Below are 11,910 nucleotides of genomic sequence, written 5' to 3'. Positions count from 1 at the left end.
CCCCCCTCTAGAAGTCGGTGGGGAGACCCTCGTGGGCGGCGGAGTGCGCGGGCGCCGGGCCCGGCACGTAGTCGGCGGCCACGGTCCGCGAGGCGTCCAGCCGGGCCGGCCGGTAGTAGTCGCTGCCCTTGCGCCAGTACCAGAGCATCGGCACCAGCCCCACCGCGAGCCCGCCGAGGCCGATCGCGACCGCCGCGGAGCTCAGTTCGCCGAGCGACTCGACGAAGACCCAGAACATGAACAGCGCGCCGCACAGCGGCCACAGCCCGCCGAAGAGGAAGTCCGTCGGCGACTTCAGCAGCTTCTTCCGGTACGCCACGACGACGGCGAGGCCCGCGAGACCGTAGTAGACGGCGATCTGGAGGCCGATCGCCGAGATCGCGTCGGAGAGGATCTCGCCCACCGAGCCCAGCGCGTTGGAGGCGACGAACATCCCCAGCGCGACCGCGCCGACCACGGCGACGGCCACCCACGGCGTGTTCCACCTGCGGTGCACCCGGCCCAGCGCCGCCGGCATCGTCCGGTCGCGGCCCATCGCGAACAGGGAGCGGGTGACCTGGATGAGGGTGGTCTCCAGGGTGGCGACGGTGGACAGCATCACCGCCACGATCAGCAGTTTGCCGCCCCAGCCCGGCCACACCTCCTCGCCGAGCACCGCCAGCACGTTCGCGCCGTTCTCCTCGATCTGGCGCGCGCTGAGGATCACGTTCACCGCGATGGTGAAGACCTCGAAGAGCAGGAAGACGATGCCCACCCCGATCAGTCCCGCGAGGCCGGTCGTGCGGCGGCTGTCGCGGGTCTCCTCACTGAGGTTGCTGGCGACGTCCCAGCCCCAGTAGTAGAACGCCGCGACCAGTGCGCCCGACGCGAATCCGGACACCCCGTCGAACTGGCCGAAACCGAGCCAGGACCAGTCGAAGACGCGGGCGTTGTCCGTGTGGAAGAACGCCAGCACCGCGAAGAGCGCCAGGATCACCAGCTCCACGCCCGACATGACGAGCTGCGCGCGGACGGTCAGCCGGGCGCCGCCGAGGACCACGCCCAGCATCACCAGGAACCAGCCGGCGCCCACCAGCGTGGACAGCGCCGTGTGGTCGGCGAGGCCCTCGTCGAACAGGGCGAGCGTCATCGAGCCGGCCGGCAGCGAACCCGCCACCATGAAGATCGTCGTGGACATCACCAGCGCCCAGCCGCTGACGAAGCCCAGGAAGGGGTGGAGGGTGCGCCCCACCCAGGAGTAGCTGGCGCCCGCGTTGACGTCGATGCGGCTGAGATAGCTGAAGGCGAGCGCGATGCCCAGCATCGGTATCGCGCAGTACAGCAGCGCGGCCGGGCCGGCCAGACCCACCGCCCCCGCGAGGACCGCCGTCGTGGCGGCGATCGAGTACGCGGGAGCGCTGCCCGCGACCGCCATCACCACCGTGTCGAACGTGCCGAGGACGTTCGCCTGCAACCCTCTGCTGTTGTTGCTCATCTCGCTGCTTTCCGTCGTGCACACCGCCGGAGCAGGAGACGGCCCGACGGCGTAGGGGGTGGGGGGTGGTGCTCCGCCGCGCCGGTGCGGGATGACCGCGGGGCATGGGCGGGGAAAGCCGCGGTGGATACCGCCCACCTTGCGTCGGGGGACGGTCACACCGAGTGTGCGAGTGATGATAGCCCCAGCGATTGACCTATCAAGAATGACGGACGGGTAATCTCCGCGGTGGTCAGTGCGGTTGGCATGTGCCGGGGTTGGGGACCGCCGTCCGGGGATACCCGGAGCGGCGAACGAACGGGGACAACGCAGCGAACCAGCAGTCCAGGGAGGCATCCATGGGTACGGAGCCCGAGACCATGGGCGACGACGCCTACCAGCCCACCGGCACCAACGAGGAGCAGGAGGACGCCGCTCCCCTCGACCTCCAGGACGCCCTCGACGAACGCACCTACGACGACACCCTGGACGAGGGCTACTCCCCGCCGGAGAAGCCGCTGGGCGTCACCAAGCACGGCACGACCGCGGCCGAACAGCACGACGGCGAGACCCTCGACCAGCGCCTCGCCCAGGAGGTTCCGGACGTGACCGAGCCCGCCGGGGACGACATCGGCGACCTCGCCGACGGCGAGGGCGAGCCGGTCGACCCGGAGGCGGGGAGGGAGCGCGCCGGCCGCCTGGTCGCCCCCGACGAGGGCGCGCACACCGACGTCACCAAGGAGGAGATCGCCGAGGACGTGGGCATCGACGCGGGCGCCGCGGGAGCGGAGGAGGCCGCCGTGCACGTCGTGGACGAGGACGACCTCCCGTAGCGGGCGGTGCAAGCAGGCGGGGGAGCGGCATACGGCCGGCGGGGACCGTGGCCGCCGGGATCCGCCGAGGCCGTGGCCGCCGGGACCTGCCGGGGCCGTGGCCGCCGCCCGTTCAGTCCCCGGTGCGGTCCAACTGCCATGCCGTAGCCGTCAGGAAGACGCTGGATCGTTGGGCGCATCCCGCCTTACGGTGGCGCCATGAGCGATCACCCGGAAGCGCCTGTCGCGCCCGTCGCGGCCTATGAACCCCCCTACTACGTAGCTGTCTTCACTACGGTGCGGACCCAGGACCAGAGCGGCTACAGCGAAGCCAACGCGCGCATGGAAGACCTGGTGAAGGACGTCCCCGGGTTCCTGGGGATGGACCACGCGCAGACTCCTGGTGGGCTGGGCATCACCGTCGGGTACTTCCGCGACGCCGACGCCCTCACGGAGTGGCGGTGCAACGCCGAGCACCGCGCGGCACAGAAGCGTGGGCAAGCCGAGTGGTACCGGAGCTACACGCTGCATGTGGCGAAAGTGGAGCGGAGCCACGGGTTCACGCGAGCGTAGGTCCCGCAGGGCGCGGGCCGGTTGCCCCCTCCTGGCCTGGTGCTGCCCGGGGCCGTCGCGGAGGTCTGCCACGCCCGGGTCCATCTGGTCCGGCGCCATTGGCTTCGGCCTGGTCACCGTGCCCTCGGTGGCGGGCGAACCCTGGTCGGCCGGGCACGCCAGGCCCGCGTACGCAGCTGTGGGGAGCTGAGTCCGTACGCCGGCACGAGGTGGTCCGTCGAGGCCGAAAGCCGCCCCAGGGACATGGAGAAGAATTCTTCGCATGGATACCTTCTCATCGTGCCCAACCAGCGACCACGCGTGCTGTCCGATGTCGACGCGCTCAAGGCCCTCGCTCATCCACTGCGTCAGGAGTTGCCGACCAGACTCCAGCGGCACGGCCCGGCCACGTCTGCCGATCTGGCCGCCGAGTTCGACGAGCACCGCGGCGCAACCGGCTATCACCCGCGGGCCCCCGGCAGTCGCCATATCTCCGTGGTGTTCCCCGCGTTCCCGGCCCCGGAGCGCGGGGACGCGTCGTGACCGCCCCGGCAGCCGAACGGCCTTCCTTATGGCGCAACCGCGAGTTCTTCGCCCTGTGGGGCGGTCAGGTCATCTCGACCCTGGGCGCCCAGGTCAGCGGGACGACGATGCCGCTGCTCGTACTCGCGATCACCGGATCGCCCTCCGACGCCGGAATCGTGGGTGCCGCCGGCACTCTTCCCTATCTCGTCGCCCACCTGCCGGCCGGACCGCTGGTGGACCGGTGGAACCGCCGCAGGATCCTGCTTGTCAGCGAGCTCGTCGCGGGCTTGGCGCTCTCCACCGTCCCGATCGCCATATGGCTGGGCGAAGTCACGGTCGCGCACCTCGCCGTGGTCGCTTTTGTGCAGGGACTGTGCTTCGTCTTCTTCGGGCTGGCCGAGCGCGCCGCCCTCCCCAGAATCGTCCCGACGGCACTGCTGCCCACCGCGATAGCGCATAACGAAGCCAGGAGTCGCGGTGCGGCTCTGGCCGGTCCTCCCCTGGGGGGCATGCTCTTCGGCATCGACCGAGCCGTGCCGTTCCTGGCCGACGCGCTCTCCTATGTCATTGCCTCCGTCGGACTGTTGTTCATCCGAAGCGACCTGCAGGACCAGACGACCGCACCATCGGAATCGCTGTGGCGGGCGACGACCGCAGGTCTGCGCTGGGTCTGGCGTCACCCCCTCATCCGTGCCGCCGTCTTGCTGATCGCCGCCAGCAACGTGGTGTTCCAGGCGCTCACGTTGATCCTTGTCGTCCTCGCCCGGCACCACGGCGCCACGTCCACCACCATCGGCATCATGCTCGGCATCTACAGCGGTGGTGGACTGATCGGAGCACTCGCGGCGAGCAAGCTTCATCGCCACTTCACGCCCAGAACCGTCATCGTCGGAGTCAACTGGATCTGGGCAGCGCTTCTGCCCTTGTTCGCGTTCACCTCCAACCCCCTGCTGATCGGCGCCATCGGTGCCGCCTCCGCGTTCGTCGGACCGCTGTGGAACGTGGTGATCATCACCTACATGACGGTCCTGGTCCCCGACGGCCTGCTGGGACGCGTCACCAGCGCGGCCATGACCCTGTCCTGGGGAGTCATGCCCCTGGCCTCCCTCGGCGCCGGCTACCTGCTCACCACGCTCGGACCAGTCGGCTCCGTCTTCGTGCTGGCCACAGTGATGCTCGTTACCGCGGTTGTCGCCACCGCCAGCCCGACCGTCCGTCACGCACCACCGCTCCCCTCACACGAAGAGTCGGCCTGACCGCGACCGCCCACTACGAACTCCTGGCCGACCAGCGGCTTTACGCAGGAAGAGCGACACCCATTTCCCCGTGACGGAGGCCCTCGGCTCGCGTGGCGAGGCAGCCGTAATTCGTTCGACCGGGCCACGGGTCAACGCTGCACTGTGGCCGGGTACCACCAGTCGTGGTGCCGGTATCCCGAGGAGGCAGCGGCAGCGATGGAGATACGTCCCACGACCGACAGGGATCTCGACGTCTTCGTCGACACCGTCCATGCCGCGTTCGGGCGCTTCCCGGAAACCCCGATCGAGGGTGGCGGGCTCTGGTGGTCGGCGCTCGACATGGACCGTTGCCTGCTCGCCCTGACGGCGGACGGGCGGCCCGTAGGGACCGCCGCCACGCACTCCTTCGAGCTCACCCTGCCCGGTGGAACCCTCGTCACGGCCCCCGGGGTGACCGCCGTCGGCGTCCTGCCCTCACACCGACGCCAGGGCGTGCTCAGCGCGATGATGCGGCATCAGCTCACCGAGTTGCGGGCCGGCGGGGAGTTCCTCTCCGTGCTGCTGGCCTCCGAGGCCACGATCTACGGCAGGTTCGGCTACGGACCGGCGACCTACACGCAGCGGCTGACGGTGCAGCGCCACCGGGCCGCCCCCGCCGTTCCCCGGGCGCGCGGAACGGCCGACGCACCAGCGACCGGCCCGGACGACGGCCCGGTCGAGGTGCTGCGTCGTGCCGAGTGCGGCGAGATCCTGGAAGAGGTCTACGACCGGTATCGCCGCGCCCAGCCCGGCGCGCTGTCCCGGCCGCACCGCTGGTGGGCCCTGCGCGCGGGGCAGCCCCCGATCTCCCCGGCGCCGCGCTACGTCGCCGTCCACCGGGACGCCGACGGCGTCCCGGACGGGTACGCCAGCTACTCGATCGAGTCCGGCACCTTGACGGTCGACGAGACCATCGCCACCGACGACGCCGTCTTCACGGCCCTGGCCCGGTTCGTGCTCGGCCACGACCTGGTCTCTCAGGTCGTGTTCCACCACGTCCCGCCCCAGCACCCGCTGCGCTGGCAGCTCGCGGACTTCCGCGCCGGCGAGGTGAGCGGGGACATGGACTGGCTCTGGGTGCGGCTGCTGGACGTCCCGCGTGCGCTGACCGCGCGCGGGTGGTTCGCGGACGGTGAGCTCGTCCTCGACGTCCAGGACCCGTTCCTCGGCGAGCACGGCCGCTACCTGCTGACCGTCAGGGACAGCAAGGCCGACTGCGTCCCGACGGACCGGGAGCCCGACCTGTCCCTGAACGTGAGCGACCTGGGCTCGGTCTACCTCGGCGGCACCGCCCCGAGCACGCTCGTGCGTGCCGGACACATCCGGGCCCACCGCCCGGACGCTGCCACCCTCGCTGACGCCCTCTTCCGCGCCGAGCGCTCCCCGCACTGCCTGCACTGGTTCTGATCGCGCCCTCGCCGACCCCGCCTTCGCCGACCCCGCCCTCGCCGGCCCCGCCGCACAAGTCTCGTCGGCCCACAGTCACCCATCGAGGCGGCTGCTCCCGACGCGGCATGCGCTGGAGGCTGCGGCGGTCCGGTCCGGTCGCCTCGCCGTAGGACTCGCGGAGGGGATGGTGCCGGTGGGGAGGGAGACCCCGCCGAGCATGTCGGGGCGGTCGACGACGGCGACGCGGCAGCCGGGCTTGGCGGCGGCGACGGCGGCCTTCCGACCGCCGGGACCGGAGCCGAGGACGAGCATGTCGAAGTCGGGCACCCTCCGGAGTCCGGCATCCCGGAGGATGCTTCGGCAGGGTGGGCGGGCGACGACCCGCCACACGGTCACCGCCCGGTGCGCGCGGTCAGGGCAGCAGCTTCTCGATCGCGTCCGGCCCTTCCTCGTCGAGCTTGCGCCGCGCCCACTCGAGGTTGCGCGGGGTGAGGTCCCTGCCGGTGGCCAGAACCATGTCCTCCGGCGACACATCGGTGCCGGTGCGGGTGTGGAGCAGGTTGTCCGGGGTGGTGCGTTCGGGGGACGGCCGGGAGGCGTCGGGCTGTGAGGTCGACATAATCTCTGCTCCTCGGTCCGGAGGGCTGCTTCGGTCCCGGTGCGGTCATCGGGTCCACTAACACCATTCAACGGGGGAGCGCACCCTGCATCCGGAAGCGCCGGCGCACCGGGACACCGGACCGGAACCGCAGGCTCCCTCGCGGGCAGGAGTACCGCCTCGGACCGGAACATAACCTCCGGATCGGGGCGGAAACAACCTCCGAAGCGCTCCCCGCCCGCATCCGCGTCCGGGATGCCGGGCCGATCGGATCATCGTCTAATGGGCGGTACCGGACTTCCCGGACCACTCGCCGGCAGAAGAGGCCCAGGCCATGGATTCCAGCGGTGCCGACACGGGGGAACAGCGGGACGGGGACAGCGGGGCGGGGGACACCCGGGCGGGGAGCAGCGGGGCGGGGGACTGCGGCGGCTCGGTACCTGGTGCGCCCGCCACTTCCTGATCGTCATCGTCGCCTGGCTGGTGGCCCTGGTCGCCCTCCAGGTGCTCAGCCGCACCCACGGCGGCACCTACGAGGACAACTTCCAGCTGCCGGACGTGCAGTCCCAGAAGGGCCTGGACGTGCTGAAGGAGCACGACCCGCAGGCCGGCGGCTACAGCAGCCAGATCGTCCTGCACGACGACGACCAGCCCCTGACCGCGCTGCGCTCCCAGATGTCCACCACAGTCGGTGACCTGCAGAAACTTCCGCACGTACTCGCGGCGCAGAACCCGCTCTCGCAGACGGCGTCGAAGGTCGGCCCGTTGTCCGGCGACGGCAGGACCGGCTACATCACGGTCCGCTTCGACGTCCAGCCCGCCACGCTCGGCGACGGCTACCTCGACGGCGTCGACGAGGCCGTCCAGCCGCTGCGGGCCGCCGGTGCCGAGGTCGAGTACGGCGGATCGCTCGGAGAGCTGGCACGGCCCGCCGCCGACGACCGGATCAGCGAACTGATCGGCTTCGCGGTCGCCGTCGTCGTCCTGCTCGTCGGCTTCGGCAGCGTCATCGCGGCCGGACTGCCCCTGCTGACGGCGCTGATCAGCGTCATCGGCGGTCTCGCCTGCCTGGGGCTGCTCGCCGCCGCCTTCACGTTCGCGACCGTCTCGCCGACCCTCGCCACCATGATCGGCCTCGGCGTCGGCATCGACTACGCCCTCTTCCTGGTCACCCGCCACCGCCAGAACCTCATGAACGGCGCCGACCCCGCACAGGCGGCCGGGCACGCCACCGCCACCAGCGGCCGCGCCGTCCTCGTCTCCGGCACCACCGTGATCATCGCCCTCGCGGGCCTCTACGCGTCCGGGGTGTCCTTCATCGGCAAACTCGGCCTGGCCGCCGCCGTCACGGTCGTCTCCGCCGTCGTCGGCGCCCTCACCCTCGTCCCCGCCCTGCTGGGGCTCATCGGCCGACGCATCGACCGCTACCACGTGCGCCGCCCCGTCGCCGAGACCGACACCGCCCCGGGCGCCACCCCACAGGGCACCTGGCACCGCTACGCACAGCGCGTGGAGCGCAGGCCCTGGCACTTCCTCGCGGCCGGCGTCGCCACCATCGCGATCCTCGCGATCCCCGTCTTCTCCCTCCGGCTGGGCCACATCGGCGACGGCGCCGACCCGACGTCCTTCACCGACCGGCGCGCCTACGACCTGATGACCGACGCCTTCGGCCCCGGCTCCAACGGACCCCTCACCGTCGTCATCGACCAGACCGACGTCCCCGCCGACCAGCGCTCCGACCTCTCCTCGAAGGCGCAGCAGACCCTGAACGCCGTACCCGGCGCGGCCACGGTCACCCCGCTGACCCCCACCCGGGACGGCGACGTCCTGCTCGCCACCGTCTACTCGGAGGAGTCGCCGCAGAGCGCCGCCACGACCGACCTCACCAACCGTCTCGTCGACGACACCCTCCCCGACGCGGTCTCCGGCACCGACGCCGAGGGCTACGTCACCGGCACCACCGCCGCCCAGGTCGACTTCCGCGACATCGTGGCGAGCCGGCTGCCCCTGATCATCGGCGTCGTCGCGCTCGCCTTCCTGATCATCCTCGCCGTCTTCCGAGGCCTCCTCGTCGCCCTCAAGGCCGCCGTCCTCAACGTCCTGTCGATCACGGCCTCGTACGGCGTGGTCGTCGCCGTCTTCCAGTGGGGCTGGGGCGGCCCCGCGCTCGGCGTCCACGGCACGGTGCCCATCGAGAGCTACGTGCCGATGATGATGTTCGCGATCATCTTCGGCCTGAGCATGGACTACGAGATCTTCCTGCTCTCCCGCGTCCACGAGACCTGGCTGCGCACCAAGGACGCCAAGGCCGCCGTCGCCCACGCCCTGGAGATCACCGCCCGGGTCATCACCTGCGCGGCCCTGATCATGGTGAGCGTCTTCGCGGCCTTCATCGTCAGCGACAACATCGTCGTCAAGATGCTGGGGCTGGGCCTGGCCGTCAGCGTGCTCGTCGACGCCACCGTCGTACGGCTGCTCATGGTGCCCGCGGTGATGACGCTGCTGGGCCGGCACGCCTGGTGGACGCCCCGGTGGCTGGACCGGATGCTGCCGCACATCGACACCGAGGGGGAGGGGGAGAGCCTCGGGGAGGAGGCCGGGAAAACCGGTGGACGGCGCGAGAGCCGCGCCCCTACCGTGTGACCGCACGCCCGAAGACTCACGGAAGGAGGCGAGTGCCATGCAGTTCACCCCCGCCCCGCGCTCCCTCACCGTGACCCCGGCGTGCCGAGTCTGACCGACGTCCGACCGCCCGGGAGCGCACCACGTTCCGCATCCCGGAGGAATCCGTGACCGATCTGGTCATCCGCGCGCTCGACGCGAGCGACGCCCACCTGTTCGACACCCTGCCCGACCCGCTCCGCGCCCACGAGTTCGGCAGGGCCACCTACCGCCCGGACTGGAAGCGCGTCGCCCTGCGCGACGGCCGGGTCGTCGCCCGCGCCGCCTGGTGGGGCGGGCCCGACGACACCGAACCGCTCACGGTCGAGTGGTTCGACTTCGCCGACGGCGAGGAGGAGGCCGGCGCCGAACTCCTGCGCACCGCCCCCTGGCGGGTCGGCCTGGACCTGGTCATGCCCGTCGGCTGGCGCGAGGACCCGGCCCTGCGGGCCGCCGCCGAGGCCCGGTTCGCCGCCGCCCACGCCGCCGGCCACACCCCGCTGGTGGAGCGCTTCCTCTACCGCTGGACCCCGGAGTGCGGCCTGCCGGAACGCCCCGGCCGCCTGGACTTCGCCCCGGAACCGGACGACGCCGTCTTCTTCGACGCGCTGCGCCGCATCCACTCCGTCACCCTCGACGCCCACGCCCGCAAGGCCATCCGCAAGGGCGGCCTCGACCTGGCCGCCCAGGAGGAGCTGGACTTCTTCCGCTGGTGCCCGTCGCCGCGGGAGTGGTGGCAGGTCGCGCGGACCCCGGACGGAGACCTCGCCGGCATCCACATCCCGGCCCACAACCCCTCCGGTCCGTGCGTCGGCTTCATCGGCGTCCTGCCCGAACAACGGGGCCACGGATACGCCTACGACCTGCTCGCCGAGTGCACGCACCATCTCGCCGAACGGGGCGCCGAGTTCATCGCCGGCGCCACGGACCAGGGCAACTTCCCCATGGCCGCCCACTTCACGAAGGCCGGCTACCCGGTCGTCCGGGAGCGGGTGAACTTCGACGCCGCCTGACAAGCTGTCCCCTGACGTGACCGGCCACGAGTGACGGAGGCGTGATGGGGTTCGACGGCGGAGTCTGGTACGTCGACTGCGGCGCGGAGCGGGTGGGGGAGATCGTCGTCGACGACCACGACTTCCCCTGGCTGTCGGGACGCTTCAGCCCCGGCCCGGCGTACGGCGCCGTCGAACCCCTCTTCACCCGTGAACTCGCCCTGCTGGAGGAAGACCTGGACGCCAACCTGGACGAGTGGGAGGCCGTGCAGGCCGAGATAAGGCGCCGCGTGACGCTCACTTCGTCGGGCGGACCGGTCGCCGAGTTCCTGCTGCACATCCAGGGGGATCAGGCCTGGTTCCGGTGGAGCGAGAAGCCGTTCGAGGTCGACTAGGTGCGCGACGGGATCCACCACTTCGACGCCGCCGGCTTCGAGGCGCTGTACCCGAAGTACAGGGGCGGCCGGCCGAGGACGTTCACCCTGCCCGAGCTCCGGGAGATCAAGAAGATCGCCAGGTCCGGGCCGGCCGAGCACGGCCTGCCATTCCCGACCCGGAGCCTGGCCAGGCCGGCCGACTTCCTGGTCGTCGAGGGGGTGGTCGACGACATCAGCCACGAGGGCCGGCAGATATTCGCTTGCGCACCCTCGTGACGCGGGCCAACGTCGCCCGACATCCGACGAAGGCAGAGAAGATGATCACGCAGCTCCAGCACGCCGACCACGAACTCATCCAGGCCGCGGCTGATGTCGCGCGCACGCGCTGTCGGGGCGACAACCACACCATGGCAGCCGCAGCCCGTGCCCAGGACGGCCGGATCGTCACCGCAGTGAACGCCTACCACTTCACCGGGGGGCCCTGCGCTGAGCTGGTCCTCATCGGCGCGGCAGCCGCCCAGGGCGTCTACGAGCTGGACACCATCGTCGCCGTGGGCGACCGCGACCGCGGGGTTGTTCCCCCTTGCGGCCGGTGCCGTCAGGTCCTTCTCGACTACTTCCCCGCCCTCAAGGTCATCGTCGGCGAAGACGACAGCGTCCGAACCGTCCTCATCACTGACCTGCTGCCCGAAAGCTACGTCTGGGCCGACCACCAGCTCGAGGCCGAGTGAACCGCGTCCCTCGGCACGGGCTGACACCGGCGGCCGGCAACAGGGCGAACATTGTCCGACGGGACACTGGATCCTGCCTCCTCGGCCGACGTCGCGCCCGGATGAGGAGGCCGCGAGGTGGAGGGCGGAGTGCGGCCTGGTGGTGATGGCGAGTTCGTCGTATCGCATCGCACAGCACAGCACAGGACCTGTTCGGGGCACGTGAGCGCGGCCCGTGACGGCCGCAAAGGCCGGTGCGTCACCGTTCATCCGGCACGATCCACGGCCGTGACGAACGTTTCCTCACAGCCAGAGCAGCGGCGGAACAAGCTGACAGGCACCCGAGGAACGGCTTCTATGGGAGGCAGTTGGACTGCCGTGGGGCATCGACGACGGGGGAGGAGCCGTGGAGCAGGCGAGGACGGCCCTGGCCGAGCGAATTGCCGGGCGCAGGAGGGGAGATGACGATCCTCGTGCGCTGGTGGGTGAGATGAGGCGTTCGGTCCTTCTGGTGCCGGTGGCCGACGGGGGGTTGTGGTCGGTGCGTTCGGGTGGGGTGCGGTG

11 protein-coding genes and 2 pseudogenes are annotated in these 11,910 nt (G+C 71.1%); 10 read left to right on the top strand and 3 right to left on the bottom strand.

All coding sequences use genetic code 11. The features are described from left to right. Positions 1–7 precede the first annotated feature (7 nt). Positions 8–1,474 (bottom strand): APC family permease, encoded by a 1,467-nt coding sequence (locus ACF1A1_RS11825; protein WP_391999085.1) that lies wholly within the window; start codon positions 1,472–1,474, stop codon positions 8–10. 338 nt (positions 1,475–1,812) lie between these two features. On the opposite strand from ACF1A1_RS11825, the gene ACF1A1_RS11820 reads away from it, so the two are divergent. The 5 genes from ACF1A1_RS11820 to ACF1A1_RS11800 all read left to right on the top strand — a co-directional run bounded on the left by ACF1A1_RS11820 (position 1,813) and on the right by ACF1A1_RS11800 (position 6,026). Continuing rightward, positions 1,813–2,286 carry a DUF5709 domain-containing protein gene (locus tag ACF1A1_RS11820; protein ID WP_391999084.1) on the top strand — a complete coding sequence of 158 codons (474 nt, stop codon included), beginning with the start codon at positions 1,813–1,815 and terminating at the stop codon, positions 2,284–2,286. Positions 2,287–2,484: 198 nt separating this feature from the next. After that, positions 2,485–2,838, top strand: coding sequence for an antibiotic biosynthesis monooxygenase family protein (locus ACF1A1_RS11815; protein ID WP_391999082.1), 354 nt, complete (start codon positions 2,485–2,487; stop codon positions 2,836–2,838). Between the two features lie 279 nt (positions 2,839–3,117). Further along, entirely contained in the window at positions 3,118–3,360 is a 243-nt protein-coding gene (locus ACF1A1_RS11810; protein WP_391999080.1) for a winged helix-turn-helix domain-containing protein, read from the top strand. Continuing rightward, positions 3,357–4,598: an MFS transporter gene (locus ACF1A1_RS11805; RefSeq protein ID WP_391999079.1), complete on the top strand. Its 1,242-nt coding sequence runs from the start codon at positions 3,357–3,359 to the stop codon at positions 4,596–4,598. The genes ACF1A1_RS11810 and ACF1A1_RS11805 overlap by 4 nt, the downstream gene beginning before the upstream one ends. A gap of 198 nt (positions 4,599–4,796) precedes the next feature. Beyond that, positions 4,797–6,026 (top strand): GNAT family N-acetyltransferase, encoded by a 1,230-nt coding sequence (locus ACF1A1_RS11800; RefSeq protein WP_391999077.1) that lies wholly within the window; start codon positions 4,797–4,799, stop codon positions 6,024–6,026. 159 nt (positions 6,027–6,185) lie between these two features. On the opposite strand, the pseudogene ACF1A1_RS11795 reads toward ACF1A1_RS11800, so the two are convergent. Together ACF1A1_RS11795 and ACF1A1_RS11790 are read right to left on the bottom strand one after the other, a co-directional pair. Then, positions 6,186–6,335, bottom strand: a pseudogene (locus ACF1A1_RS11795) (FAD-dependent oxidoreductase); the annotation flags it as partial. 85 nt (positions 6,336–6,420) lie between these two features. Continuing rightward, positions 6,421–6,627 (bottom strand): hypothetical protein, encoded by a 207-nt coding sequence (locus tag ACF1A1_RS11790; RefSeq protein WP_391999076.1) that lies wholly within the window; start codon positions 6,625–6,627, stop codon positions 6,421–6,423. 462 nt (positions 6,628–7,089) lie between these two features. On the opposite strand from ACF1A1_RS11790, the gene ACF1A1_RS11785 reads away from it, so the two are divergent. The 5 genes and pseudogenes from ACF1A1_RS11785 to ACF1A1_RS11765 all read left to right on the top strand — a co-directional run bounded on the left by ACF1A1_RS11785 (position 7,090) and on the right by ACF1A1_RS11765 (position 11,367). Beyond that, positions 7,090–9,249 (top strand): MMPL family transporter, encoded by a 2,160-nt coding sequence (locus ACF1A1_RS11785; protein WP_391999074.1) that lies wholly within the window; start codon positions 7,090–7,092, stop codon positions 9,247–9,249. 146 nt (positions 9,250–9,395) lie between these two features. Continuing rightward, positions 9,396–10,280, top strand: a complete 885-nt coding sequence (locus tag ACF1A1_RS11780; RefSeq protein ID WP_391999073.1) for a GNAT family N-acetyltransferase — start codon at positions 9,396–9,398, stop codon at positions 10,278–10,280. Between the two features lie 44 nt (positions 10,281–10,324). Beyond that, the gene (locus ACF1A1_RS11775) at positions 10,325–10,654 is read left to right on the top strand and encodes a hypothetical protein (protein WP_391999071.1); all 330 of its coding nucleotides are present in this window, start codon (positions 10,325–10,327) and stop codon (positions 10,652–10,654) included. Continuing rightward, a pseudogene (locus tag ACF1A1_RS11770) lies at positions 10,655–10,891 on the top strand (helix-turn-helix domain-containing protein); the annotation flags it as partial. A 62-nt stretch (positions 10,892–10,953) separates the two neighbouring features. After that, positions 10,954–11,367: a cytidine deaminase family protein gene (locus ACF1A1_RS11765; protein ID WP_391999070.1), complete on the top strand. Its 414-nt coding sequence runs from the start codon at positions 10,954–10,956 to the stop codon at positions 11,365–11,367. Positions 11,368–11,910: the final 543 nt, after the last annotated feature.

Source organism: Streptomyces sp. NPDC014995, from assembly GCF_043080745.1.
In the GTDB taxonomy this organism is placed as follows: Bacteria; Actinomycetota; Actinomycetes; order Streptomycetales; family Streptomycetaceae; genus Streptomyces.
Note: the sequence above shows the minus strand (reverse complement) of the source record. Positions and strands in the feature narration are given on the sequence as shown.

What these genes read in the sequence shown, in the direction of transcription:
- ACF1A1_RS11825 (WP_391999085.1), bottom strand. Translation starts at nt 1,474, where the DNA reads ATGAGCAACAACAGCAGAGGGTTGCAGGCGAACGTCCTCGGCACGTTC.
- ACF1A1_RS11820 (WP_391999084.1), top strand. Translation starts at nt 1,813, where the DNA reads ATGGGTACGGAGCCCGAGACCATGGGCGACGACGCCTACCAGCCCACC.
- ACF1A1_RS11815 (WP_391999082.1), top strand. Translation starts at nt 2,485, where the DNA reads ATGAGCGATCACCCGGAAGCGCCTGTCGCGCCCGTCGCGGCCTATGAA.
- ACF1A1_RS11800 (WP_391999077.1), top strand. Translation starts at nt 4,797, where the DNA reads ATGGAGATACGTCCCACGACCGACAGGGATCTCGACGTCTTCGTCGAC.
- ACF1A1_RS11790 (WP_391999076.1), bottom strand. Translation starts at nt 6,627, where the DNA reads ATGTCGACCTCACAGCCCGACGCCTCCCGGCCGTCCCCCGAACGCACC.
- ACF1A1_RS11775 (WP_391999071.1), top strand. Translation starts at nt 10,325, where the DNA reads ATGGGGTTCGACGGCGGAGTCTGGTACGTCGACTGCGGCGCGGAGCGG.
- ACF1A1_RS11765 (WP_391999070.1), top strand. Translation starts at nt 10,954, where the DNA reads ATGATCACGCAGCTCCAGCACGCCGACCACGAACTCATCCAGGCCGCG.